This is a genomic window from Acinetobacter sp. PW68, from assembly GCF_020982655.1.
Classification (GTDB): domain Bacteria; phylum Pseudomonadota; class Gammaproteobacteria; order Pseudomonadales; family Moraxellaceae; genus Acinetobacter; species Acinetobacter towneri_A.
This window is the reverse complement of record NZ_JAHZSX010000001.1, coordinates 2,326,925-2,352,889: the sequence shown is the minus strand read 5'-3', so window position 1 is coordinate 2,352,889 and position 25,965 is coordinate 2,326,925. Positions and strand designations below refer to the sequence as shown.

The window sequence follows — 25,965 nt, the reverse complement described above, 5'->3', positions numbered from 1 at the left end:
TTTCTAAATCGTAAAGGGACTGATTGAAAGTGGCTGAGCACTACGATTGCTTAAGCAATCGCAGCGTCACATTCAGACTTTTTTGCAGCTAACTTTAGCTCCTCTGCAACTTGGGCAGTTTCTTGCGCAATACGGCCTTCTTCGTCAGTTGGTACAACCCAAATTTGTGGGCCGCCCGTACCTGCATCAATACGACCTTCAGTACCACGTTTTAAGCTGTCATTGCGTTCTTTACTGAAGTTAAAGCCGAAGTGTGGCAAGTAAGATACCGTTTTTTCACGGATGTAAGCAGAGTTTTCGCCAATACCGCCTGTGAAGAACAAGCCATCTAAGCGTGGTAAACCACAGCTAAGTGCAGCTAAAGATTTAGCTAAACGGTAGCAGAATACTTCAATGGCAAGCGTTGCATCTTCATTACCTTGTTCAGATGCTTCAATGAGGGTGCGCATGTCATTCGATAAGCCTGACAAACCAAGTAAACCACTTTGGCTGTTCAGCATTTTGTCAATTTTGTAAATATCCCAACCTAAGTTGCTTGCAAGGAAGCTGTGTAAGCTTGGGTCTACATCGCCACTACGCGTACCCATCACCAAGCCTTCAAGTGGGGTTAAGCCCATAGACGTATCTACACTTTGACCATTCCAAATTGCACAAGTCGAGCTACCGTTACCTAAGTGAGCAGTTAACCAACCACCTTGTTTAAAGCTGCCAGCCAACTCTGAACCACGCTCTGAAACGTATGCATGGCTTGTACCGTGGAAGCCATAACGACGTACGTTGTGGTCGGTATATAAGAATTTAGGTACTGCATAACGGTATGCACGTGCAGGCATGGTTTGGTGGAATGCAGTATCAAATACAGCCACTTGCGGAAGTTCAGGGAACAAACGCATTGTTGCTTCAATACCTACCAAGTGTGCAGGGTTGTGTAAAGGTGCAAGCGGAGTTGCTTCACGAATACGTTGCACGATTTCTTCGGTTAATAATTCTGCTTTGGTTAAAGTACCGCCGTGTACAACGCGGTGACCAATAGCTTGAGGCTTATATTGAGATAAGCGACCAAGAATAGTTTCCAGTGCTTTTTCATGGTCAGCATGGGGAATAGAAAGTTCGAGCGGCTCACCACCTGCGGTAATACCTTTAATGCGTGCATCAGCAGAACCTAGATTTTCTGCCAAACCAAAGATACGATCTCCAACGCTTTCAGACACGAGTGCATATTTAATAGAAGAAGATCCGCAGTTAATCACTAATACTGATGTAGTCACGTTTATGTACCCGAATTCTAATTGAAGTTATCCCTAGAGAATCAAGCTGCGCGGCAAGGATGGCAAATGGCAATGTGTTGCGCTGCAATCTTGATCAGTATGTATGTTTTATCATGGGTTTTTTGTTGCTCCTAGATAGACTTTAGGAGATTAGACTTAAGCATTATCGACCATGAAATCATAAATAATTAAAATTTATCAGTCCGAAACTTTCATTTATTTATGAAATAACGGTCAATTTTTCTGCTTAATTCCTGTTGTATTCTCTTAACATAGCACACTTCATTGCCTAGACGAGTGGCAAACTGTTTTAAATTATTTCTTAATTTGAATTTGGTTTATTTGGATTTAGCTGCGTACTTAATTTCCGACCAGCGGACAATCACATAAGCAATTAATGCCACCATAAAAAATACCAGCATCATCCAAGCCAAACCTTGCAATGTTTCAATAATGGTGCGGTAAATTTCTAGTACCCAGCGCTCCTGAGTCAGTTCTATTACAATTTTTTTATCATTTTCGGCATAGGTCAGCGGCGTGATGTATTTTTCCATATCGTAAATACGAATGCCTGATGATGTGCCCACCACCATGCCTGCAAACTTGGTGTATTTTGCCCATGCTTCATGGATAGGGTCGTGAATGATACGTGCCAAAATATCATTAATGGAGCCAGAGAATAGACGCATCACCACAAATGACACTAAAAGTGCCAAGGCAAAAGTACTAATAATTAAGTAATAAAACATAAGCAAGGTCACTCTTTTTACTGATTTTTTCTAATCATCAATTTTTAAATTTTAGGCGAGTGTAATTTGAAAGTGTGTAGTGGAACTGTGTCTAAAGCGAGTCGTCGGGTAATGTTCAGCTTCATGTGAAACTGAACATTACATTTAGATGTTGCAAAATTACAAATGGATTTTATTGGCGAATTTGACCATCACCAAAGACCACCCATTTTTGTGAGGTTAGGCCTTCTAAGCCTACAGGGCCACGGGTATGGATTTTGTCGGTTGAAATACCAATTTCAGCACCAAGGCCATATTCAAAACCATCGGCAAAGCGAGTAGATGCATTGATCATGACTGAGCTTGAATCGACCGCAGCAAGGAACTGGCGCGCCAAGCTAAAGTTTTCAGTAATAATCGCATCGGTATGATGTGAACCATATTTATTAATATGTTCAATCGCTTCATCTATGCCTGAAACCACTTTAATCGCCAAAATCGGACCTAGATATTCGGTGTACCAGTCTTCTTCTGTGGCAGTTTTGACGGTCGTGCCTAAAATCTTTTGGGTTGCTGGGCAACCGCGTAATTCGACCTGTTTCTCTGCATACAGTTCTGCAATGCGAGGTAGAAATTGTTCTGCAACTCGCTCATCGACCAACAAGGTTTCCATAGCATTACACACGCCATAACGGTGCGTTTTGGCATTCAGTGCAATTGGTAGCGCTTTTTGCAAGTCAGCCTGTGCTTCTACAAATACGTGACAGTTACCATCTAAATGTTTAATCACTGGTATACGTGCTTCATTGCTGATGCGTTCAATCAGACTTTTACCGCCACGTGGCACAATTACATCCACATATTCAGACATGGTAATCAGTTGCCCGACTGCAGCACGGTCTGAAGTGTTAATCACTTGCACCGAAGTTTCTGGCAAACCTGAAGCTTTTAAACCGTGTTGAATCGCAGTTGCAATGGCTTGATTGGATTCCAATGCTTCAGAACCACCACGTAAAATAATGGCATTGCCTGATTTTAAAGCCAAAGATGCAGCTTCAAGGGTCACGTTCGGACGTGATTCGTAAATCATGCCTACCACACCCAGTGGCACACGCATTTTGCCCAATTGAATACCAGATGGACGGTAAGCCATATCAGTAATTTCACCAATTGGATCCATGAGACCAATCACATCTTTTAGACCTTGTAACATGCCTTTAAAGCGTGCGGGGTTAAGTTCTAAGCGATCAAGCAGTGCGCTATCCAAGTTGTTGTTACGACCTTTGGTCATATCAATTTGGTTGGCAGCTAAAATAGCGGACTCGCTATTTTCCAATGCCGTATAAATAGCCGATAACGCATTGTTTTTAGATTGGGTAGAAGCGCTTGCTAAGACACGAGAGGCTTGGCGTGCTTGTTGTCCTACCGTTTGCATATATTGTTCAATAGACTCTTGCATAGCGGTTTGATCACTTAGAAATTTCAACTCGATATTAGCAGTCTGTGCCTGCACAATGAAGCATCTCGGCAGAAAATTGACTAAATTGTTCAATCTTTACATATTTTTCAATGCTTTCATCTTTAAAATAAATATTTTGAAATGCTTCATGATTTAAAAGTAGATGAGCGGTCATAGAAAATCTTGCGTATAAAATCAGCACCTGTATAGAATGATGCGATAACGACATTGATGTCATTCACAACAATAAGCAGGATGCCACTTTAATTCAGATAAGTGGGTAATCGTTCAATTACGAACACTTGCACAATAAAAATAAAATACGCATGGAGGTAAGGAATATGAATTCCATGATCCAGATGGACACGGATGTACAGGACGCAAGTTCGCATGTCTGTTTTTTTGATATTTACGATAAGCACAGCTTTAAACAACCCGCTCGTACTACTTGGATTAGTGGTTGGAAAGTGGAATACATGGCAATTGCTCAGCCAGAAACCGCTCATTTAACCCCAATTGTGATTATTGGCGGTGCATTCCAAAACTTTAATTCATATAAATATTGTGTGGAACAGCTCTTTCGTGCTGGGCCAATTATTTTAATTGATATGCCATCTATGGGCGCCAATCAGCAAATGACCAACGTCGAAACAGGTGAGTCGGCAGGAAAGTTGGAACTGCACGACTTAGGTCAGATGTTGGGTGACTGGCTAGATATTGTCGGCTTAGATAAAGTGTCCGTCATGGGCATGTCATTGGGTTCGGTGGTGGCATCGTGTCTGGCAGATCAGCGTCCTGAATTGATTGATCGCATGATTTTAATGGGGGTTATGCAAAAGACCCGTAAAAGTTGGCGCATGTTGCTTGAAGAATCGCTGCATTTAATGAAAGAGCAGCGCATGGATGAGTTTGGTCAGGCGGTGATTTTGTACTTGGTCAATCATGCCAAAATGGAACAAACTCGCATGTCTCCGACTGCAAAGCGTTTGTTTTACCGACAAATGGCCGACTTTACCGCCACAGAGCAAGATCGCTACGATGTGAACTGCAACCGTTTATTGCGTTTAACTAATGTGCCTATTCCACAATGTAAGGTTTTGGTGGCGTGTGGGCAATATGATAGTTTTACCTTACCGCATGAAAATGCCAATTTCGCTTTACAGTGCCCGAATATGGAGTTTGCCATGATTGCCAATGCAGATCATGTGCCGCAACTACAGCGCCGTAAAGAAACCATGAATTTGTTTGCGACTTTTTTAAGCGATGAATCTATTCAGGACTTAGATGGCATCATTCCTCTGACACGTGCGCAGTTGTTGACGATGGAACGTCGTGTGAAGCGCGTATTCGGGTGCAAAATCCGCAATGCCATTTACAATATCGTCATTCTGATTTGAACATTGCTACAAACATTATTGAGTTAAACTTCTTTGGTGTATTGCTTAATTTTGAAAATCTAGCGTTGGCGGCACAAGCAGCACAGTATGAACGAGATCTGGCCATAGAGTTACAGGATGAAGAAGGTAGTTTTAGCATTGAATGCTTAATTTTTGAAAGCGATGGGCAACAACTACGTGCATTATTTAAGCATGGTAGTTTTGAGGTGGCAGAGCGTTTGTTGCGTTATGTGGAACGTCAAAAAGTGGCTGCACAAAATTTGGAATCTGTCTGTTAGTCGGTGCAATCAGTTTGCTTAGTTTAAAATTATCCAAAGAAAATAGAAGCAAAATAGCGTGTTAAACCACGCTATTTTTTTTGTAGGCATGAATCATCCAGACTAAATCGCCTAAATGTTCTGTCGTTGTTTTTTCTAAAGAGGTATTTGAAAAATACAGTTGTGGTTGTTGTAGCTGCACTTGCTCAAAACCTGCGCTTTGAAAAAATTGAGTTAATTCCTGCGGAGTTTGAAAGTGGAAAGTGAAAGCACTGCGTGACATCAATTTCAATAAACGGCTGCAGTTCCAAATAAAGCTGGCGAGCTTGTTCTTGACGGGTTCAGGGTAAATATCGGTTAAATAATGTAGTTCTGGAAAGTCTTGGGTGTAGTTACACATGCCATTTAACAGCTGTTGCAGCATGTCTTTGGTGAAGTAGTTAATTAGACCTTCACTAATAATCACCAAGGGCTGCGAGTGGTCAAAATATTCAAAGACTTGTTGAAAGGAGTCACTAAAAATATCGGCGGTGAGCACTGCGGGTGCATCGTTGTCAATTTCTCGTAACGCTTGGGTTTTAATTTGCGCCATATCGGGCAAATCCAATTCACGGTAATTCAGTTCAGGATATTTTTGTCGAAAATTCCAGCTACGTGGTGACAGTCCTGAAGCAATTTCGAGCACTTGTAATTGCGGATGTTGTTGAATTAGTGCGGTTAAGTGAGCATCAATCATTTGATGACGTTGTTTGAGAGTGCTGCGCATACTGCCGCCCACATGACGTTCTGCCCAGTTTTCTAAAGGATGTACCAATTTGGCTAAAAACTTGCCTTTACGGGTGGCAAATACAGGATGTGAAATCCCCATTTGATACCAGATATATCCCGTGTAGTGTGCGGTAAAAGAAATATGTCGATGCGTGGACAATGCAGTCGTGTCTGCTTGAGTGGGTTTGACATCCGAATTGTACATTTCAGTCCTTTTTCCTGTCGTAATTTTGCTGTTCAGGAGTGTTTTTGTCATTTTGGTATAGACCTTAATTGTTTGTATGGTGGTCGTTGTCTTTTTAGGTATGCTTTGACACTCAAGCTGCGTTGTCAGGCATATATTCAAAATACAATAAGTTCATCATAATCAAAAAGGAACACGCTGTCGTGTTCCTTTGTCGTATAAATGCTGTTGAAAAAGTGAAGGCGTGTGGTTAGTTTGTGGTGATCTCAAGTTGCAGCGTTTTTAGTGGCACTTGAATAATTGGTCGGGTCGTGACTGGTTTGCGCTGCGAGTAGCGCGGCACTTTGTTCTTTAAATGCCAAGATACGATCACGGACGCTTCGCCATTCATCGCCTAAATCCAAAACTTCAGTAATCTTAAACTCCGCATTAAGTTTAGGGATTTTACCGCGCATGCGTTCTAAACGTGCCTGATCCGGCAAGGGTAAATCGGCAATCGCACTTAAAGCCAATCGTTGTGCTGCACGGTTGTTGCAGACCAGTCCCATGTCACAACCTGCGACTAAAGCGGCATGAATACGCGCATCGGCATCACCTGCCACACAAGCGGCCTGCATACTTAAATCATCTGAAAAAAGTACACCATCATAGCCCAAGTCTTTGCGAAGCACTTGCTGTAACCAAAATTCAGAAAAACCTGCAGGGTTCAGATCGACCTGATCATAAATGACATGCGCAGGCATGAGCGCATCTAGTTGATTTTGCAGTTGGATAAAGGTTTGCATATCCTGTTGCTGAATTTCGGTAAAAGAACGTGAATCTATCGCAGCAGCAACATGAGAGTCTGCTTTAACCGATCCATGCCCAGGAAAATGTTTGCCTGTGGTTGCCATTCCTGCACGATGCATTCCACGTAAAAAAGCATCTGCCAAAGCAATAATATCGGCAGGACGCGCAGCAAAAGCACGATCTCCAATGACATCACTGATGTCATTTAAATCTAAAACAGGCGCAAAACTAAAATCAATGCCTACCGCTAATACTTCGGTGGCCATCAACCAGCCACATTCTTCGGCTAAATCTAAGGCACGTTCAGGTTCGTTTTGGTATAACTCGCCAAATCTACCCATGGCAGGTAATAGGGTAAAACCTTGTTTTAAGCGTTGTACGCGTCCGCCTTCTTGATCGACTGCAATTAAAATATCAGGGCGCACCTGACGCATGTGGTCGGTCAAGGCGCGTACTTGCGCAGGAGATTGGATATTTCGGGCAAATAAAATGACTCCACCGACTTGCGGAGCGCTTAATAGTTCAATATCTTCTTGAGTAAGTTCTGTGCCAGCGATGTCGAGCATCAATGCGCCAATCATATTGGGTGTCCGTATTCGATTTTTATCAATTAAAAAAACAATACCTGAATTCTGCAATGATTTGCTACATTTTGACAGCACAGATTATGATAAAACTACACGACAGACCCCAATCGAGTTGTATAAGATTTTGAATCTGCTCAATTCATTGTGAAAAGCAGAGATTGGTCAAAAACCAAGGACGTAAATATTTTTATGAAACTTCAAACCATCGCTTGTGCGGTTGCTATTGCAACTGGCGGTTTTTTCTTTTCTCACGCCATTAATGAAGCGATTGCAGCCAATAACACCGCTGCAGTGGCCAACAGTATTGTGCCGACGCAGGAACAAGCTTTGGTTTCGCGTCAATTGGCGACCTTGGTCGATCGTCAGCATTATTTAAATCAGCGTTTGGATGCGTCTACATCTCAGCGTATTTTTGATTTTTATATCGACAGTTTAGACCCTGACCATACTTTGTTTTTGGCAAAGGAAGTTGAACAGTACCGTAAACAGTATGCGGCAACTTTTGGTGCATCCTTAAAAGCGGGTAATTTGGCTGGGCCGTATCAAATTCATACGCAGTACCGTGAGCGTTTAAAACAGTTTTATAATTTCATGTTGGCAGAGCTGAAAAAACCACAAAATTTAAAACAGCCAAATGTCAGTATTGAAACAGATAGAGAAAAAGCACCGTTCTTTAAAACAGAAGCAGAAATGCGTACACATTGGCAAAAAATGCTGGTGTCGCAGCTCATTAACCTGACCATTAGCAAAGAAGAAGAATTGGCAAAACAAAAAGCCATTAAAGAGAACCCTGAATTGACCAATGGTCAGGATTTGGCAAGTCCAGAAGATTTGACTCCAGTTCAGACTCTAACTAAGCGTTATACCCGCCAGTTAGAGCGTATGGATCGTTTAAAGAGCGATGATGTGCTGGATAAAACTTTAAATGCGATGATGCTGACTTATGATCCGCATAGCAATTATTTCCCACCTGTCGATGCGATGGAACTGAATCGTCAAACGACTTTGCAGCTTGAGGGGATTGGGGTGTCGATTCGTCCTGAACGAGGCAATGAAGACTACACCAAAATTGAAACCATTGTTGAAGGTGGCCCTGCCAGTAAAACAGGGCAGGTGAAATCAGGTGACCGCATTATTGGTGTGGCGCAAGATGGCGAAAAAATGGTGGATGTGGTCGGTTGGCCAAGTAATGAAATTGTCGGTTTGATTCGTGGTAAACGTGGCACTAAAGTGACCGTGCGTTTACTTGGGGCTGGTGCTGCCATGAATCAGGCACGTAATGTGACCATTGTGCGTGATGTGATTCAGGAAGAAGATGCGGGAGTTCGTTCACGGACGATTGACATCAAACGTGATGGTCAAACTTATACCTATGGTGTGATTGAAATTCCATCGTTTTATTTGAATTATCGTGCACGTCGTGCAGGCAATGAATATCGCTCGGTGTCGGAAGATACCAACAATGCCCTGAAAAGTTTGGCGGCCAAAAATGTCGCAGGGATTATTATCGATTTACGTAACAACCCTGGCGGTTCACTTGAAGAAGTGGCACGTATGCTCGGGCAAGTAATTAAATCAGGCCCTGTAGTGCAAATTCGTGATGGTAATGGCAACGTGAGCGTATTTGAAGATGACGATGGAGGTGCACAGACTTATGCAGGTCCATTGGCAGTGATGATTAACCTCGCTTCTGCTTCGGCCAGTGAAATTTACTCTGCTGCAATTCAGGACTATCAGCGCGGGATTGTGATTGGTAGCACCACCACAGGTAAAGGTACAGCGCAGGTACAACTCGACACCTTGGCCTATGGTCAGGCGACCTTAACTCAACGTAAGTTCTACCGTATCACAGGCGGAAGTACCCAAAACAAGGGTGTGATTCCAGACATTAAACTGGTGGATATTTACAATGAGGAGTTTGGTGAACGCAAAGCGAAAAATGCCTTGAAGTGGGATACCATTCCAACTGCGCCATTTAAGCGTGAAGGTTCAGTGCAGCCGTATATCACCAAGTTGAGTCAATTGTCACAGCAACGTGTAAAGCTTGATCCGCAATTTCAATATTTAGAACAACGTAAGCAAATTGCCAAACAAACTGAAGATCGCAAAAGTATTGTGTTAGATATTGAACAACGCAGAGCAGAGTTGCTGGCTTTGGAACAACAAACACTGACTGCGGAAAACAAACGCCGTCAGGAAACAGGTTTGAAACCATTTGCCAATTGGGAGAGCTATCAGGCATCCATTGATGCTTTGGCAGAAGCGCGTGCCAAAATGAAGGCGGCACAACGTCCTGCCTTGCCTGAGGAAGAAGCTTTTGTGATTGAAGCAGCGCAGGTGTTGCAAGATTATGCCATGTTACAAAAAGGTGTATCTGAGCCGAATTAACCATAAAACAATGTTAGAGCCTTCATCAAATAGAACCAGCAGCGAAAAGTTGCTGGTTTTTTTTCATCCTCAAGCTAAAAGTAAAATAGCAAACTGCGTATAGTTTTGAGTTAGACAGCTATACGCAGTTTTAAATTGCCATTATTTCATGACGATATATTATTTATTTGACTATTGACCAAAGCAGAATAGTATTAGATTCTAAAATCAATGCGGTCTTTGCTAGATCAATCCGCCGTTCAGGTTGCTTTTTAGTTATTATTTATAAGAGAGTGTGAGATTGAGTAACCAAAAAACAATAAAATATGACAGAGATGGACACATCTAATAATGCATGTACATTATGATCTGAGCTTGGTAATTGGCTCGGTAGCAATCTCAGTATTGGCCTGCTATTTTGCAGTGTCTGTTGAGCAAATGCTCTTTCAAAATGTACAACAACAACTAAAAAAAATTGCATTAATCATGAGTGGTTTGCTGCTAAGTGCGGCAGTGTGGATTATGCACTTTGTGGGCATGTTGGCCTGCCAATTCCCTGCGCCGTATCAGTTTGATCTTAGCTTTACGACCCTGTCTTTTGTTATTGCATTTATCGCCTCTACGTGTGCGGTTTGGCTGACCACACAATCGACCTTGCCTGTGGCGCGTTTGATCCTGAGCGGCATTTTGATGGGGTTGGGCATCTCAGGCATGCACTATACGGGCATGATGGGAATTCAGGTAGAAGGTTACCGTAGTTATTATGATCCCACGATTGTTTTGCTATCTGTATTAGTAGCGATTGGTGGAGCAATACTTACCTTTTGGTTTATGTTTCGCTCCAAGTGCAGAATGGAGCGTCAGGCACAATATAAAATTTTCATCGCGGTGCTCATGAGTCTGAGCATTGTTGCCATGCACTATATAGGCATGGAAGCACTGCATTTTTACTCTACAGCCGATTTGCCTCAATCAGGTCATTTCCAGATCGGGCAAGGACCAGCCCTGTTGGTGGTTATTTTAGTGACCAGTCTGATTTCTGCTGCTGCGGTGGGCGTATCTCTGCTGGAGCTGCGCTTAGAAGAAAAAAGCAGACAATTGTCTTTGGCTAATCGAGAATTAGCCGATCAGGCACTCAAAGATAATCTGACCAAATTGCCCAACCGTTTATATTTAGCTGAATATGCACAATTGCTTTTTTCTGAGCATCGGAAAAAAAATACTAAAATTGCGTTTTTATATATCGACTTAGACCGCTTTAAAGCGGTGAATGATGTATTTGGGCACCATGTTGGCGATCAATTGCTGATTCAGTTGTCTAAACGAGTGCAATCCCACTTAGGTGAAAATACCCAGTTAATAAGAATTGGTGACGATGAATTTCTTTTGGTGATAGAACATACCGATATTGCCGAAGCCACCGTGATTTCTGAAAAAATATTGGAGTTGATTCAGCAAAGTTTCTTAATTGCAGGCAAGGTGATTAATATTTCAGGCAGTATTGGCATTGCGATGTATCCAGAGCATGGCACCAATTTGCAAGATATTTTAATGAATGCCGATGCGGCGATGCTGACCTCTAAATATCAGGGGCGTAACACCAGTTCAGTCTTTAATTATGATCTAGAGTTACTTGAGGCCAAAAGCCAAAGTAAGTTGATTAATGATTTATATAAAGCAGCTGAACAACAACAATTGAAGCTGTTCTATCAGCCAAAGTTTAAAGCCACTGACCATAAAGTTTGTGGCGTAGAAGCTTTAATTCGTTGGTATCATCCCGTGCATGGTTTACTTACCCCAAATATGTTTATTAAAGGGGCTGAAAAGACGGGGTTGATTATTCAAATTGGCTATTGGACGCTAGAAGAAGCCTTTAAACAAATTCAAATTTGGGAAAGATCGGGCGCACCGTTATTCCCTGTGGCTGTGAATTTATCGGCAGTGCAGTTTGAACATAAGCATTTATTTTCGACTTTAGAAAACTTGTTTAAACGCTATGAGATTCAACCCCAACACCTGATGATTGAAGTGACTGAAAGCACGGCAATGCATCATATTGAATCGAGTATTCGTAGTTTTGAGCGTTTGCGTCAAATGGGGATTCAATTGGCGATTGATGATTTTGGTACAGGACATTCGAGCTTTTTATATTTGAAAAAATTGCCAGTCGATGAGTTGAAAATTGACCGTGCTTTTATTTTAGATTTGTGTTCGGGCAGTAAAGAAGAATTAATTTTAGAAAGTATTATTCAATTGGCGATTAAACTAGGTTTAACTGTGACTGCTGAAGGGGTGGAAACGCCATTGCAAGCAGAAATTTTAACCCGTTTGGGCTGTCAACAATTGCAGGGTTATTTATTAGGCTTGCCTATGGATGTTGAGCGTTTAGAAGAGTTGTTTAAACATTCGGCTTAAGTTAGCGATCATGCTACCGCTCCAGCTAGCGGCCAAGTCCAGCGCTTAATTTCAGCAATGAAGCAAGGAGACAGTACTTTCGCTGAGTTGATGCAATTGGTCGGATAAACTCATCGAGCAACGCTCCAAAAGAATTACTTGAATCCTGCTTTAGAAGCCGGCTTGATAGAGCGTACTATTCCAGATAAACCGAAAAGTCCGAAACAAAAGTATCGTCTTAAACCATGATTTAGCTTGAAAAATATTTTATTACATCTTTGCTTAAGTAGTTAGACATGAATGATAATCAAAAAGCGTAAAGTAAGTTTTTAATGAATAATTTATTACTAATCAATAATTTATTTAATATTTTTCTTGATTGTGCTATTGGGGTTTGGTAAAAATAAAACCATTACCAAGTGTGAGATCGGTGTGATGAGTACTTTTGAAATGCAAGGTCTGACATGGAAGGCAAGATCGAAGTATCAACAAGATGCCATATTGATTGAAAATAAGGTTATTCAACATGATGGGCTGATCAGTAAACTTTACAGCCATTCTGAAACAGAATTATGGTGTGTTGCTGTGGCGGATGGGATTAGTAATAGTCCAGTAGCTGAGCAAGCATCCTATACGGTCTTAAAAGCTTTAATGCAAAATAAAAAGATAGAACCTTGTCAAGCATTTACCATTCAGCAGTATCTTGTTGATCAATTAGCACATCAAAAAAATAGTTTTGGAGCCAGTTCAACACTTGCACTCATTCAAAATAATGGCGAACAAGGTTTTGTGACAATTCAACATATTGGGGATAGTCGAGTATATTTGTTTAGCCAGCATGATCAAAAGTGGCACTGCCTGACGAGAGATCACAATTATCTTGAGCAGTTAAGAGAAAGTGGCGAAGTAAAAGCTGGAGAAAACTATGCCAGTATTTATGATGCATTATTACAATACTTTTGTGCTGATCCTTTGCATGAAGTGATGGATTTTACAACAACAGAAGAATATTTGACTGAGAATGATGCCTTATTGGTTTGTACAGATGGTGTGCATGATGTGATGGAGTGTGGGGAATGGCTTCCTTTAAAAGCAGATATGGAGCTTCGAACATGGTTACTCAATATAAAAGCGTCATTAGATTCAAAACAGGCGTATGACAATGTCAGCATGGTCTTAGTACGAGCAAAAATTTAATTCATTGAGAATGGGGAAATTATGCAATCAGACGATCTTTTTGAACGTGCCAAATTATTCATAGAGGAAGTAGGTGTCGTTTCGGTATCGAGTTTACAACGTAAGTTTTTAATTGGATATACTCAAGCAGAACAAGTGCTAAATCAGTTAATTGAAGCAAGTATTTGTGAATCTACAAAAACTTTTGTTCTAGATTATGGGTATGGCTATAAATTGCATCAAGGTATGAAATAACAACTTTAACAATTAAAAAATTTTATTTTTAGGATAATTTTTTATGGCTCAGCATCAAGTTGATCAATTTAAGACAGGGATTTGGACAGTAAAAAATTTGCTATTAAGTTTAGATCAACTGAGTATTCCTGATTATCAGCGTCCATACAAGTGGACTGAAAAAAATTTAAATGCTCTCGTCAATGATATACAAGAACATAAAGATAAATCTGCATATCGATTGGGTACTATCGTATTACACCACGATAAAAATAATACGAGCCTTAAAAATATAAATATTGTGGATGGACAACAACGAACTTTAACTTTAATGCTGCTTGTTTGGGCGGTTATTCAGAAGCAAGAATTAGATTTAGAACGAGAGGATCTGAAAACAGCTTTGAATGAAATATCGAATCAAATTAATGTCTTTATGGATGGGCAAAAATTTAATAGTGATATTAGCCATTACAATATTTATCAGAATTTTAATGTCGCTAAACGGATCATTTCAGTAAACTTTTCGGAACAAGATATTGATTTTTTACTCAATAATTGTCAGGTTGCGGTTTTTATTTTAGATGATGTTTCAGAGGCATTTCAGTTTTTTGATTCACAAAATGCACGTGGTCGTGATTTAGAACCGCATGATCTTTTAAAAGCTTATCATCTACGAGAATTTTCTGCACACGAGCAACATTTAAAAGCCCAAACTGTTGCTCATTGGGAAAGTTTAGACTCGGCTCATTTGGCAAAGTTATTTTCGAACTATCTATTCCGTATTCGTCTTTGGTCAAGAGGAAAGTCCGCAAGATTTTTCAATAAAGATCATGTGCATCTTTTTAAAGGTATTCATCTTGGGCAATCAGAACATCATCCATATTTAGAAGCATTACGCATAGCGCATTATTTTATTGATGATTATAACGCACAATATCAACGGCAAATAGATCGACAAGAAATGAGTTTCCCATTTCAGCTTGATCAAATGATCATTAATGGTCGTCGATTTTTTGAAATGGTTGAGCACTATGAAAAACAGATCAGTAAAGTGGTGGATCATCAAGATCAGTCTGAGAAGATTTCTATATTTGGTGCGACACTACAGGATCGAGCGAATAGAATTATCAAAATATTGAATTCATATGATGCAAGAAATAGGGATGGGGATCGTTATGTGCGAACCTTGTTTGATTCTGCATTGATTTTTTATATCGATAAATTTGCTACAGATCGGTTATCAGAAGCGATTGAAAAGATTTTTATTTGGGCATATCGCTGTCGTATTAGTCAATATTCGGTGCAATTGGCAACGATAGATAATTATGTCCTAGAAAAGAACATATTCAGTTTACTGAAATATGCTCAATCACCCAGTGAGTTAATGGGATGGTCGCTTCCGATAGTCGATAAACAGGAAGGCACTAAAGTTGAGCCTTTGATCACTTTATTTAAAGAACTAAATTATCTCTAACAGGAACATCAGAATGAAAGCAGAGTCAATCCAAGCGCTTAAGGTTCAAGCCCTGTTCGAGAATAAACAGACTTATATTATCCCGATGTATCAGCGTAATTATGCTTGGGGTGAGAAAGAAATTGATCAGTTAATTTTGGATATTCAAGATTATCAAAAGCAATCTGATCAGTTAAATCAAGGGCAGACTCAAGGAAGTAAAAAATATTATATTGGAACGTTGGTTGTTTTTGAGCGTATTGATGGCACTTATGAAATTATCGATGGTCAGCAACGATTTACCACTTTAACCTTGTTAGCGATTTGCCTGAAACGATTATCCAAAGAAGAAAAAATTGTTCTTGATATGTCTTGGTTTAATCAATTCAATCTTGATTTTGAAAGTCGTCCAAAGTCTTCTTTAACGTTTCAGGCTTTACTTAGAGGCGATCATCTACAACATTTAAAATCATCCGAATATAACGCCGATTTAGTTCAGGGGTTTGAGTTGCTACAACGAGCAATCGAAAAAATCATCAATCAAGGCGGTTTGAGTGTTTTTTGCAAATATTTATTTGAAAATGTAGTCATCACACAAGTTTTAGTTCCGAAAGATACTGATCTCAATCATTATTTTGAGGTTATGAATAACCGTGGTGAACAATTAGAAAAGCATGAAATTTTAAAAGCGCAATTGATGAGCGTATTGAATCAAATCAAAGATGAAGCAGATAAAACATCAAGCATGACACTATTTACGAGTATTTGGAACGCGACTGCCAATATGGAGCGTTACGTTCAATATGGTTTTTCCACAACACAGCGTGATGTGATTTTTGGAAAGGATTGGGGTGATTTTGTTCCTGAAAATGCTTCTAGCTTGCTCGAAATTTTTAGCAAAAATGTAGAATCACAAGAACAAACAAATTCGGAAAGCAATTTTCAATCTATTTCTGAAATGTTAAAAAAAGTGCCTGAGCGTATTAGAAATAAAGATACAAAAGAAGAAAAGCCTGAACGATTCAACAGTATTATCAATTTTCCGAATTTCTTGTTACAGGTTTTACAAATTTGGCTAAGTCAAACGAACCGTAATGAAAAAGTGGCATTGGATGATAAGCAACTGATTGATCAATTTGAAAAATATATTCTGTTAAAAGGACAGGGAAACCAAGAGCATGAAAGGGTTATTAAGAATGTAAAAGGTTTTATGTTTACCCTGCTGAAGTGCAAATTTATATTTGATCAATACATAGTTAAGCGGGATTATTCTACGGATCATGATGATTGGAGTATAAAGCGGCTTAAACGATATAAAGATAGTAGTTCGTATGTGAATACATTGGATGGAGATAGTTCTGAAATTACCCAAAAAATTCTATTATTGATGACAGCATTTCATGTTTCCACGCCTACCTTGTCTTATAAGTATTGGTTAAATGGTGTGCTGTATTGGCTTTATCAAAATACAGATAAATCTGAGTCTGACTATTTTAATGCATTACAACATTTAGCGAGAAAGTTTATTTTTCAGCGGTATCTAAATGAAAAACAGATTGATTATTTTGATTTGATTTATGGCAATCAGACATTTGATGATTTTAAAATTGATCAATCCAAACTAAGCTTTGGCAATATTGAAAATAATTTTGTCTTTAACTATTTGGATTTCTTGATTTATTGTGATGCAGAAAATAGCAATGATAAGGTAATCAAAAACTTTAAATTTACGCAACGGAGTTCGGTTGAGCATTTTTATGCACAACAGATAGAGGGAGAGCGTGATAAATTAGATCATGAAAATTTACATCGCTTTGGGAACTTGTGTCTCATTAGTTCAAGTAAAAATTCAAGCATAGGGAATCGCTTGCCAAGTGCTAAACGTGATTATTTTATGCCTGAGATAAGGAAGGGTAAAATTGATACCCTTAAATTGTATTTGATGATTCAAACGCTTGAAGAAGAAAAAGTTTGGAAAAAAGAACAAATCCTAGATCACGAGAAAAAGATGCTTGATTTGTTTGAGTCAGATTACAAAGACTTTTGTGAAATGTGTGTTGGTGAATCTATTCAATAATTTGAATTGTGGATAAATTAGAACATATCAACAATCAATAAAATTTTATTCAAATCTGCTACAATTACGCCAATTTTTCATATTGATTATTTTGATCTTATACACTGCGGTTCTGCAGTAGGTGTCTTGCATGAGTTTTAAAGATGAGTTAGCGGCGCAGGTCGCACAGCGACGTACTTTCGCGATTATTTCCCACCCTGATGCTGGTAAAACCACTATGACAGAAAAACTGCTGTTATGGGGACAGGCTATTCAGGTTGCAGGGATGGTGAAAAGCCGTAAGTCTGATCGTGGTGCTACATCTGACTGGATGGAAATGGAAAAAGAACGTGGCATTTCCATTACGACTTCGGTGATGCAATTCCCATATAAAGACAAAATGATTAACCTACTCGACACCCCGGGGCATGAAGACTTCTCTGAAGATACTTACCGTACTTTAACGGCGGTAGATTCCGCACTGATGGTGATTGATGGTGCGAAAGGTGTCGAAGACCGTACCATTAAATTAATGGACGTATGTCGTATGCGTGACACACCTATCATTTCATTTGTTAACAAAATGGACCGGGAAATTCGTGAGCCACTAGAGTTGTTGGATGAAATTGAAAATGTCCTCAAAATTAAGTGCGTGCCAATTACTTGGCCAATGGGTACAGGTCGTGATTTCGCAGGGGTGTTTAACCTCATCGAAGAAAAATTTTATGTGTATAAATCAGGCTTCGGTTCAATCATTCCCGAGATAGAAGTACGTGATGGCTATAACCATGCAGACTTACGTGAAAAAGTCGGTGAATTGGCATGGGCAGCATTTGAAGAGTCACTTGAATTGGTACAAATGGCGAATGAGCCATTAGACCGTGAAGAATTCTTGGCAGGTCGTCAAACCCCTGTATTATTTGGTACTGCTTTGGGTAACTTCGGTGTAGATCATGTACTGAATGCTTTTAGTGAATATGCGCCACCACCAAAAGCACATCCAACTCAAGAGCGTGTTGTAGAAGCCGATGAAGAAGGCTTTAGTGGTTTTGTATTTAAGATTCAGGCCAATATGGATCCGAAACACCGTGACCGTATTGCATTCATGCGAATTTGTTCAGGGAAGTATGAAAAAGGCATGAAAATGAAACATGTACGCATTGATAAAGATGTGCGTATTAGTGATGCTTTAACCTTTTTAGCAGGTGACCGCCAGCATTTAGAAGAAGCTTGGCCAGGCGATATAATTGGTTTGCATAACCACGGCACTATTCAAATTGGCGATACATTCACTTCAGGTGAGAAGCTACAATTTACAGGTATTCCTCACTTTGCACCTGAAATGTTCCGTCGTGTGCGTTTGAAAGACCCATTGAAGTCCAAACAGCTGCAAAAAGGTCTTAAGGAGCTTTCAGAAGAAGGTGCAACGCAAGTCTTTATGCCACAAAACAGCAATGATTTAATCGTAGGTGCTGTGGGTGTGCTGCAGTTTGAAGTAGTCGCCTATCGCCTGAAAGAAGAATATAAGGTTGATTGTATGTATGAGCCAGTCAGCATCAATACTGTGCGTTGGGTGTCTTGTGCTGATGAGAAAAAATTTAACGAGTTTAAGAAAAAAGCCCACGACCAATTGTCTGTCGATGGGGGTGGCCACTTAACTTATCTCGCACCAAGCCGCGTGAATTTACAGTTAATGCAAGAGCGTTATCCTGATATTGAGTTTAGAAATACGCGTGAGCACTAAGTTCAAGCTTTCAAAAATAAAACAGCTTCATCACGAAGCTGTTTTATTATGGGTGATAAAAGTTAAAATTCATTTAGATAAATGAATTGAGGAAATCATGCAGCTAAAAATGGTTTATCTGGGTGCAATTTTGAGCGGGATGTTTTTGCTTAGCGCCTGTGACTCATCTAAACAAAATAAAAATGCAGATGAGCAAACCTCTATTTTTCAGAAAGATCAGGCAGAAGTTTTACCTTATTTAAATATCAAACAACAGGCGGCAGATATTGCCTTGCCTTTTTGTGAAAATAAAAACTGTATTGAATTAGAGGTGCAAACTTTAAATACCCAAGACGCATGGCTCAACAGTTGGATTGCTAAAAATCAGGCTATGGTGATTCAAGACCAAATCGGCCTAAAACAAAACATGAGTTTGCAGCAAGCCGTAGATGCCTATGTGAAAAAATCCGATGCTTGGCAGGCGCAATTAGATCAAAATAAAGCTTATGAACTAGCGATATATACCCGTATAGCATATCAACGCAATCAATATGTCTTGTTGCAAGTCGGGGTAGATAGCAAACAGGAAGGCACCCAAGTCAAAGAACGCTATTATTTCTTTGTCGCAGATCGGAAGCAGCAAAAAGCCTTGTCTGTTTTAGATGTGATTGATGCCAAACAACAAACCCGTATGAATACTTTTGTACAGCAGGCCTATCAGGATTGGCTCAAAACACAAAGCAGTGACGTGAAAAAAGTAGCACCCGCCAAATTATACTGGGGGCAGGCAGATTGGTTTTTTGATGATCAGGGTTTAGGATTGCATTACCGCACCCATGAAATTGTCAAAAATGGCACGCAGTTAGACATTTACCTAAGCAAAGCACAAACACAACAAGTTTTAAAAGCAGAGATCTATCTATCTATGTTTTAGTAGATGAGTACGATGGTAAGCAAAAATTGATGAAATCAAGGTTGGATCCATGTTGAAAAATAAAAGTATTTTGGCGATTAGTATTTTAATTACAATTTTAGGGATCACTGCATGTCAGCCAAAGAAAACAGAACCTGAAGCGGTCGAGGCGAAGCAAACGCAGACAGAACAGCAAAGCATAAAACTGGTCGGCGATATTGAAAAACTGAATTTATCGTTGCCTAAATGTGATGGAAAAAACTGCCCTGAAATCTCAATTGAACGTTTGAATAGCAATCAGGCCTTTATCGACCATTTTATTGATCAGAAAATTATTCAAGAATTGGCACAAATTTTAGAAATTGCACCACAGCAGGCGGCTTCTGAAGTTGCTGCAATTGACCATGCAGCTTCTGCAGCCAGTGCTACAGATGCACCGGCCAGCAACCCCACTGAAGCAGTCATTGCACAAGTTGAAACTTTGGCACAAAAATTAGAAAAACAAACCTTGCCTTATGTGCAAAGCTTTTTGGCGCTTGATCAGGAACTGAAAGCTTTAAGTTCAAATCATAAAATAAGTTTGATGATTAAGCCTAAAATTTTAAATGCAAATCAGCCTTTGGCAACAGTAGTACTAAATAGCAGTAGTTATTTGGGCGGAGCACATGGTGCATCGGCACAGCAATACTATAATTTTGATTTAGAGAAGAAAAAATTAGTATTGTTAAATGACATTTTGTTAGAGAAGCAGCGTCCACAATTGGAGCGTAAAGCTTATGAAGCGTTTAAACAATGGGTCATTGCATCTGAACTTTCCACCAATGTGGAAGAATATGAGCAAGCGTGGAAATTTAAGCTATCGGAAAATTACTATTTGGGTCAACAAGGTTTAATTTTGCAATATGCGGAATATGAAATCGGTCCTTATGTTGTTGGTTTGCCACGCTTAACCATTCCGTATGCAGAACTACAGGGAATTTTAAAAGCTGCATATTTGCCTGAAACAGAAGCAGCCTCTGAAGCATCAGCACAACCTGCTGAAGCCAGTGCAGCAAACACAACATCAACTAAAGCGAAATCTTAATATGAGCATTGCGCTGTTTGATACGCATACCCATTTTGATGTACCTGATTTTGACTCAGATCGGGATCAATTGGCGTATGCGGCAAAGGCGGCGGGCGTAGAACATTTGGTGTTGATTGGCTTTGTACAATCACGTTTTCAAGATTTAATCGCCACACAACAGTTTTTAAATCAACTTGAGCAGGTGCCACAAAGTCATCTTGCACCAGGCTTGCATCCTTTTTATATTGAACAGCATCAAAGCCAACATCTACAAGATTTAGAGCAGTTTTTGCAACAACAGCATTGTGTCGCTGTGGGCGAAATTGGCTTAGATACTTTTTTAGCTGAACATAAACAGCCCGAAGCGTTTCAAAAGCAGCAAGATTTTTTTGCCGCGCAATTGGAAATCGCTCGTCAGCAACATAAACCTGTACTGCTACATATTCGTAAGGCTCATGCCGAAACCTTAAAAATACTCAAACAGCAACAATTTCAGTTTGGTGGCATCGCACATGCTTTTAGTGGTGGGGTGCAAGAAGCCAAAACACTGATCAAATTGGGTTTTAAAATTGGTGTGACAGGTCAGATTACCAATCCGAATGCAAAAAAACTGCGCCGTGTTGTGCAGGAAATTGGTGCTAAACATTTGGTTTTGGAAACCGACTGCCCCGATATGACGCCTTTATGTTGTCAGACGGATGCCCAATCACGCACCCGTAATACCCCTGCGAATCTAATTTATGTGCTTGAAGGTTTAGCGGATTGTTTAGAAATTGCACCGCAGACTTTAGCCGCACAGCTTTGGCAGAATAGTGTTCAAGTATTAGACTTGCCGAAACTCTAGATGAAACAACACGAAGTCTGCGAAACGCAGTAAAATGCCCACAATTTGAAATTAGATTTGATTGCAGCATGACAGACCTTCTTCAAGATGATGAATATGAACGCCGTTTTGCAGGTGTGGCCAAAATTTATGGCGACAGTGCTTTTCAGCATTATGCCCAAAGTCATGTCATGGTGATTGGAATTGGCGGTGTCGGCTCTTGGGCTGTTGAGGCATTGGCACGTACAGGTATAGGCGAGCTGACACTGGTGGATATGGATGTGGTCGCTGCATCTAATATTAACCGTCAATTACCTGCCATGAGTTCAACTTTGGGATGTGAAAAAATTGATGTCATGGCAGAACGTTGTCGTTCTATTAATCCACGTATCAAAATTAATTTGGTCGATGATTACCTCAGTCCAGACAATGTCAAAGTCTTATTGGCGACGGCACCAGATTTGATTTTAGATTGCATTGATGATGTAAAAGCCAAACTGGCTTTAATGCTGCATTGCCGTTTTAACAAGATTCCTTTGATTGTGTCGGGTGGTGCAGGTGGCAAGCTAGATCCGCTGAAAATTCGAGTGGCAGATTTATCTAAAACTGAACAAGACCCGATGTTGGCAAAATTACGTGCTCAATTACGCAGCAAAGGTATTTGTAAAAAACCAAAAGAAAAGTTTGGGATTACTTGTGTGTACTCTATCGACAATCCATTTTCCAGTGCAAATGTTTGCCCTAGTGCAGGCTTGCGCTGTGGCGGTTATGGTTCGTCAGTCGTGGTTACCTCCAGTTTTGCGATGGTGGCGGTGGCAGAAGTGCTAAAAAAGTTAGATGCTTTACAAGCTAAAAATTCATAAATCAAAGCCATGCAAGGCATGGCTTAGAAAAATTCTCTTTGATTTTTCTTATCTCCAATGAGTTTACTCATTAGGTCGTTGTAGCTGCTGCTCTTTTAAATAGTCTTCTGTACGTTGCATTGCTGCTTGAATATTCACCAGTGCTTGCTCTACATCGGCAAATGTTTTGGCATTGCCGCCACTTAGTGCTTGACGCCATTTACGTGCCCCAGGCAGGTTTTGGAATAAACCTAAAATATGGCGGGTGATGACAGAAAGTGGTGCACCTTGTTGTAGACGTTGTTCAATATACGGCAACATGCGCTGCATAATTTCAAAACGATCAGGCAATTCTAATCCCCATAATTGTCCAAGCTCTGCCAGTAAATAAGGGTTGTGATAGGCTTCGCGACCAATCATTACCCCATCGACATGCTTGAGGTGTTGTTGGGTTTCGGCAAACGTTTTAATTCCACCATTAATTTCAATTAACAATTCAGGGCGGTCTTGTTTTAGACGATACACATCTTCATAACGCAGCGGTGGTACTTCACGGTTTTCTTTAGGTGATAAACCTTGTAATAAGGCAATTCGGGCATGCACGATAAAGTTGTTGCAACCTGTTTGAGCCACGGTATCCACAAAATGGAGCATCTCTGCATAAGAGTGCATGTCGTCAATCCCGATTCGATGTTTTACGGTTACAGGAATATCAACAGCTTGACGCATGGCGGCAATACATTCTGCCACCAAGTCTGGCTCTGCCATTAAACACGCGCCAATTTTATTGTTTTGTACTCGATCACTTGGGCAGCCAACGTTCAAGTTGATTTCATCATAACCCCAGTCTTGTGCCATTTTGCTGCAGGTCGCAAGGTCTTTTGGATTTGAACCACCAAGCTGCAAGACAATAGGATGTTCTTCCTTACTGTAATCTAAATGACGCTTAGCATCACCAAATAAAATCGCGCCTGTGGTCACCATTTCGGTATACAGAATGATATTGGGGTTAAATAAACGTGCAAAAAAACGGTAATCACGGGTAGTCCAATCCATCATCGGGGCAACCGAAATGCGAGGTTGTAAAGTTTGGATGGCACGTGTCATAACCCACCTGAATTGAAAAATAAAAGCACAAGACCGCGCATTATACGGGGTTTAAGTGAAAATCGACAGTGTCCACAACCCACATCCATTGGCATCAACTTTGCTTTGTTCGCTATGAAACACAGCAGCGCAACCGTAGATGCTAAAGCGGAACTGCTCAGTATTTGTATGCGTAGCCGTTTTTTAGTATGTTGAAAAGATAACGATAACGCAGCATAAGAGAGAGAATAAAATGTTGGTGTTAGAAGAAATTTATCGAACTAAGAAAAATGAATTTTCAACGGCATTTAATTTACGCATGCAGCGCAGTTTAAGTTGGTGGAAAAAAGCCATTGATTTTCATGATGATATTGATATGCAATTTATGACAGCATGGGTAGCCTTGAGTGCCTTGTATGCGCAAAGTCAGACAGCAGAGCATACACAACAACAGACCTTGCAGCAATTTGTGCAGCGCATGTATCAAAAAGATGTCGATCAGCGCATGGCGAAAATCATTTGGGACAAATATCCACAAAGTTTAGAGGTGTTGCTGACCAATCCTTATTTGTATCAAAGTTTTTGGGATTGGCGTAATCAAAAAATGACTGAAGCCGAATGGCGTGCAGATTATGAAGTAGAAAAACAGCAGATTATGCAGGCATTGCACATCCATGATTCAGCCACAATTTTGGCGTGTTTATTTAATCGCTTACTGACTTTACAGCAGCAACTTTTACAAGGTGGTACAACCTATAACAGCGCAATCAACCGCAAACAACTCAGCCATGCCAATACTTTATTGTGTGCGTTGATGCCGTGTTTTATCCAAATTTTATTGGAAAATTTAGAAAATGTGGAGTGGAGTCAGCCATTTTATCCTGTGATGCAAATGTCTTAAGCGACTTGCTTGATTGTAATCGCAGCGTTTAAGACATGGCGTGTTGACGTTGATGTTGCCAGTCGAGCAGGGCAAAGCTCATTGCGGCTGCAACAAAACATAAACCAACTAGGCAACTCCACAACCATCCACCGTGTTGCCACGCATAGATTCCCAAGGCAGAACCACAAGCACCGCCAGTAAAATAACTGGTCATATAAATTGAGTTAATCCGCGATTTGGCATCGGGGCGTAAGTGAAAAATTACGTTTTGGTTGCTGCTGTGTACGGTGGCAAGCCCAAGATTAATTAAGCCAAAACCAAGAATATAACTCCATAAGCTAAATTGTCCGTTGTATAGAAAGACCCAACTGATTGCCAATAACGCCAACCCCCCCCACGTCAGCGCTATAACATAGCCACGATCTGCAATTTTTCCTACGTGTTTGGTCGAAAGCGCACCGAATACTCCCACCATTGCCACAATGCCCACCATAAAGTCGGCTAAGCCAAAACTGGATTTGAGTAATACTGCGATGGTAGAAAACAATACGCTCATTGCAGCAAAAACAAACGCACCGATGAAGGCGCGATAGACCAAACGACGTTCTTCTAAAATGAGTTTGCCCATAGACTGAAACACGGCCAAATAGCTGAGTTTGCTTGTTGAGATAAAGGGTAAGCGCGCTTTAAGGACTGCGGCAATGCACAGCATCAGTATTCCACTAATTAGATAAATCACTTTCCAATGGAATAAATTGGACAGTAAACCTGCCAAACTGGTCGAAAGTAAAATACCGACCAGTAAGCCACTCATCAATAAACCAACCACTTCACCCATTTTTTCAGGTTTTACGGTCATGGTGGCAAAGGGAATTAAGACTTGTGCCGCCACAGAAAACAGCCCTGTGATAATCGTGCCAATCCATAGCATGCTTAAATTGCTGGAAAAGGCACATAAAAATAAGCCAATCGAGGCCAAAAACATCAATAGGGGAATGAATTTGGTTTTATTGACAATATCGCCCATAGGCACAATAAACAATAAACCCAGTGCATAAGATACTTGTGCAAAAGTCACCGTCAATGCCACTTGGGATTGCGGAATCTGGAAAGATTGATGAATCGAGTAAATCAGCGGTTGGCAATAATAATTGGCCCCCGCGCATAGGCCACAGGCAATCGCCATCAACCAGAGCAGGGTTTTATCTTGGCTGATGTCGGGTGCAGTGTTCATAGTTATCCTGAGATTTATGGTAAAACGGGGTTGCAGTAGCTCAAAGATTGAATCCAATATTCAACTTCATTAGTGGCAGGATGTCGCCTTTAACTTAATGAGAGAACTTGTTTTTGGACAAGGTGATCATCATCACGCCTACAATATTGAGCATGCAGCCGAACCATTGTATGCCATTTAGATGTTCACCTAAAAATGCTGTCGAGCAAGGCGGATGTAAGAAAAGTGACACTTGCTGCGCACAAAAATGCAAGTTGCATGATAGATAAACACAGATG

At 40.4% G+C, this 25,965-nt stretch carries 19 protein-coding genes and 3 pseudogenes; 14 read left to right on the top strand and 8 right to left on the bottom strand.

The genetic code is table 11. The features are described 5' to 3' along the window. Positions 1 to 50 precede the first annotated feature (50 nt). From K1T76_RS11155 to K1T76_RS11145, 3 genes are all read right to left on the bottom strand, one after another. Positions 51 to 1,268: an acetate/propionate family kinase gene (locus tag K1T76_RS11155; RefSeq protein ID WP_230245389.1), complete on the bottom strand. Its 1,218-nt coding sequence runs from the start codon at positions 1,266 to 1,268 to the stop codon at positions 51 to 53. A 338-nt stretch (positions 1,269 to 1,606) separates the two neighbouring features. Next, on the bottom strand, positions 1,607 to 2,017 hold the full coding sequence (locus K1T76_RS11150) for a hypothetical protein (RefSeq protein WP_180072711.1): 411 nt from the start codon (positions 2,015 to 2,017) through the stop codon (positions 1,607 to 1,609). Positions 2,018 to 2,189: 172 nt separating this feature from the next. Continuing rightward, positions 2,190 to 3,455 carry a glutamate-5-semialdehyde dehydrogenase gene (locus tag K1T76_RS11145; RefSeq protein ID WP_230245388.1) on the bottom strand — a complete coding sequence of 422 codons (1,266 nt, stop codon included), beginning with the start codon at positions 3,453 to 3,455 and terminating at the stop codon, positions 2,190 to 2,192. 341 nt (positions 3,456 to 3,796) lie between these two features. On the opposite strand from K1T76_RS11145, the pseudogene K1T76_RS11140 reads away from it, so the two are divergent. After that, positions 3,797 to 5,130, top strand: a pseudogene (locus K1T76_RS11140) (alpha/beta fold hydrolase). 61 nt (positions 5,131 to 5,191) lie between these two features. On the opposite strand, the gene K1T76_RS11135 reads toward K1T76_RS11140, so the two are convergent. Together K1T76_RS11135 and nagZ are read right to left on the bottom strand one after the other, a co-directional pair. Further along, positions 5,192 to 6,082, bottom strand: coding sequence for a class I SAM-dependent methyltransferase (locus tag K1T76_RS11135; protein WP_230245657.1), 891 nt, complete (start codon positions 6,080 to 6,082; stop codon positions 5,192 to 5,194). 245 nt (positions 6,083 to 6,327) lie between these two features. Further along, complete coding sequence (gene nagZ / locus K1T76_RS11130) at positions 6,328 to 7,431, bottom strand: beta-N-acetylhexosaminidase (RefSeq protein WP_026438068.1); 1,104 nt, start codon at positions 7,429 to 7,431, stop codon at positions 6,328 to 6,330. A gap of 195 nt (positions 7,432 to 7,626) precedes the next feature. On the opposite strand from nagZ, the gene K1T76_RS11125 reads away from it, so the two are divergent. The 12 genes and pseudogenes from K1T76_RS11125 (at position 7,627) to K1T76_RS11070 (ending at position 22,505) form a co-directional block, all read left to right on the top strand. Beyond that, positions 7,627 to 9,825: a carboxy terminal-processing peptidase gene (locus K1T76_RS11125; protein ID WP_230245387.1), complete on the top strand. Its 2,199-nt coding sequence runs from the start codon at positions 7,627 to 7,629 to the stop codon at positions 9,823 to 9,825. 327 nt (positions 9,826 to 10,152) lie between these two features. Continuing rightward, entirely contained in the window at positions 10,153 to 12,219 is a 2,067-nt protein-coding gene (locus tag K1T76_RS11120; protein WP_230245656.1) for a putative bifunctional diguanylate cyclase/phosphodiesterase, read from the top strand. A 3-nt stretch (positions 12,220 to 12,222) separates the two neighbouring features. After that, positions 12,223 to 12,447, top strand: a pseudogene (locus K1T76_RS11115) (Fic family protein); the annotation flags it as partial. A gap of 186 nt (positions 12,448 to 12,633) precedes the next feature. Then, positions 12,634 to 13,395 carry a PP2C family protein-serine/threonine phosphatase gene (locus K1T76_RS11110; RefSeq protein WP_230245386.1) on the top strand — a complete coding sequence of 254 codons (762 nt, stop codon included), beginning with the start codon at positions 12,634 to 12,636 and terminating at the stop codon, positions 13,393 to 13,395. Between the two features lie 21 nt (positions 13,396 to 13,416). Beyond that, on the top strand, positions 13,417 to 13,629 hold the full coding sequence (locus K1T76_RS11105) for a DNA translocase FtsK (RefSeq protein ID WP_126117759.1): 213 nt from the start codon (positions 13,417 to 13,419) through the stop codon (positions 13,627 to 13,629). 43 nt (positions 13,630 to 13,672) lie between these two features. Beyond that, entirely contained in the window at positions 13,673 to 15,082 is a 1,410-nt protein-coding gene (locus K1T76_RS11100) for a DUF262 domain-containing protein (protein ID WP_230245385.1), read from the top strand. Between the two features lie 13 nt (positions 15,083 to 15,095). Next, positions 15,096 to 17,138: a GmrSD restriction endonuclease domain-containing protein gene (locus K1T76_RS11095; RefSeq protein ID WP_230245384.1), complete on the top strand. Its 2,043-nt coding sequence runs from the start codon at positions 15,096 to 15,098 to the stop codon at positions 17,136 to 17,138. 130 nt (positions 17,139 to 17,268) lie between these two features. Further along, entirely contained in the window at positions 17,269 to 18,861 is a 1,593-nt protein-coding gene (locus K1T76_RS11090; RefSeq protein WP_230245383.1) for a peptide chain release factor 3, read from the top strand. Between the two features lie 97 nt (positions 18,862 to 18,958). Beyond that, complete coding sequence (locus K1T76_RS11085) at positions 18,959 to 19,774, top strand: hypothetical protein (protein ID WP_230245382.1); 816 nt, start codon at positions 18,959 to 18,961, stop codon at positions 19,772 to 19,774. 49 nt (positions 19,775 to 19,823) lie between these two features. Beyond that, positions 19,824 to 20,837, top strand: coding sequence for an RsiV family protein (locus tag K1T76_RS11080; protein WP_230245381.1), 1,014 nt, complete (start codon positions 19,824 to 19,826; stop codon positions 20,835 to 20,837). 1 nt (position 20,838) lies between these two features. Next, on the top strand, positions 20,839 to 21,663 hold the full coding sequence (locus tag K1T76_RS11075) for a TatD family hydrolase (RefSeq protein ID WP_230245380.1): 825 nt from the start codon (positions 20,839 to 20,841) through the stop codon (positions 21,661 to 21,663). Between the two features lie 68 nt (positions 21,664 to 21,731). Continuing rightward, complete coding sequence (locus tag K1T76_RS11070) at positions 21,732 to 22,505, top strand: tRNA threonylcarbamoyladenosine dehydratase (RefSeq protein ID WP_070153201.1); 774 nt, start codon at positions 21,732 to 21,734, stop codon at positions 22,503 to 22,505. A 63-nt stretch (positions 22,506 to 22,568) separates the two neighbouring features. On the opposite strand, the gene dusA is transcribed toward K1T76_RS11070, so the two are convergent. Further along, a complete protein-coding gene (dusA, locus tag K1T76_RS11065; protein ID WP_230245379.1) occupies positions 22,569 to 23,591 on the bottom strand; it encodes a tRNA dihydrouridine(20/20a) synthase DusA in 1,023 nt (340 codons plus the stop codon). A 232-nt stretch (positions 23,592 to 23,823) separates the two neighbouring features. On the opposite strand from dusA, the gene K1T76_RS11060 reads away from it, so the two are divergent. After that, entirely contained in the window at positions 23,824 to 24,471 is a 648-nt protein-coding gene (locus tag K1T76_RS11060; RefSeq protein ID WP_019836708.1) for a hypothetical protein, read from the top strand. A 28-nt stretch (positions 24,472 to 24,499) separates the two neighbouring features. On the opposite strand, the gene K1T76_RS11055 is transcribed toward K1T76_RS11060, so the two are convergent. Continuing rightward, positions 24,500 to 25,687 carry an MFS transporter gene (locus K1T76_RS11055; RefSeq protein ID WP_019836709.1) on the bottom strand — a complete coding sequence of 396 codons (1,188 nt, stop codon included), beginning with the start codon at positions 25,685 to 25,687 and terminating at the stop codon, positions 24,500 to 24,502. A 94-nt stretch (positions 25,688 to 25,781) separates the two neighbouring features. Next, a pseudogene (locus tag K1T76_RS11050) lies at positions 25,782 to 25,892 on the bottom strand (DMT family transporter); the annotation flags it as partial. Between the last annotated feature and the right edge of the window lie 73 nt (positions 25,893 to 25,965).

What these genes read in the sequence shown, in the direction of transcription:
- K1T76_RS11150 (WP_180072711.1), bottom strand. Translation starts at nt 2,017, where the DNA reads ATGTTTTATTACTTAATTATTAGTACTTTTGCCTTGGCACTTTTAGTG.
- K1T76_RS11145 (WP_230245388.1), bottom strand. Translation starts at nt 3,455, where the DNA reads ATGCAAGAGTCTATTGAACAATATATGCAAACGGTAGGACAACAAGCA.
- K1T76_RS11135 (WP_230245657.1), bottom strand. Translation starts at nt 6,082, where the DNA reads ATGTACAATTCGGATGTCAAACCCACTCAAGCAGACACGACTGCATTG.
- nagZ (WP_026438068.1), bottom strand. Translation starts at nt 7,431, where the DNA reads ATGATTGGCGCATTGATGCTCGACATCGCTGGCACAGAACTTACTCAA.
- K1T76_RS11125 (WP_230245387.1), top strand. Translation starts at nt 7,627, where the DNA reads ATGAAACTTCAAACCATCGCTTGTGCGGTTGCTATTGCAACTGGCGGT.
- K1T76_RS11110 (WP_230245386.1), top strand. Translation starts at nt 12,634, where the DNA reads ATGAGTACTTTTGAAATGCAAGGTCTGACATGGAAGGCAAGATCGAAG.
- K1T76_RS11105 (WP_126117759.1), top strand. Translation starts at nt 13,417, where the DNA reads ATGCAATCAGACGATCTTTTTGAACGTGCCAAATTATTCATAGAGGAA.
- K1T76_RS11100 (WP_230245385.1), top strand. Translation starts at nt 13,673, where the DNA reads ATGGCTCAGCATCAAGTTGATCAATTTAAGACAGGGATTTGGACAGTA.
- K1T76_RS11095 (WP_230245384.1), top strand. Translation starts at nt 15,096, where the DNA reads ATGAAAGCAGAGTCAATCCAAGCGCTTAAGGTTCAAGCCCTGTTCGAG.
- K1T76_RS11090 (WP_230245383.1), top strand. Translation starts at nt 17,269, where the DNA reads ATGAGTTTTAAAGATGAGTTAGCGGCGCAGGTCGCACAGCGACGTACT.
- K1T76_RS11085 (WP_230245382.1), top strand. Translation starts at nt 18,959, where the DNA reads ATGCAGCTAAAAATGGTTTATCTGGGTGCAATTTTGAGCGGGATGTTT.
- K1T76_RS11080 (WP_230245381.1), top strand. Translation starts at nt 19,824, where the DNA reads ATGTTGAAAAATAAAAGTATTTTGGCGATTAGTATTTTAATTACAATT.
- K1T76_RS11075 (WP_230245380.1), top strand. Translation starts at nt 20,839, where the DNA reads ATGAGCATTGCGCTGTTTGATACGCATACCCATTTTGATGTACCTGAT.
- K1T76_RS11070 (WP_070153201.1), top strand. Translation starts at nt 21,732, where the DNA reads ATGACAGACCTTCTTCAAGATGATGAATATGAACGCCGTTTTGCAGGT.
- dusA (WP_230245379.1), bottom strand. Translation starts at nt 23,591, where the DNA reads ATGACACGTGCCATCCAAACTTTACAACCTCGCATTTCGGTTGCCCCG.
- K1T76_RS11060 (WP_019836708.1), top strand. Translation starts at nt 23,824, where the DNA reads ATGTTGGTGTTAGAAGAAATTTATCGAACTAAGAAAAATGAATTTTCA.
- K1T76_RS11055 (WP_019836709.1), bottom strand. Translation starts at nt 25,687, where the DNA reads ATGAACACTGCACCCGACATCAGCCAAGATAAAACCCTGCTCTGGTTG.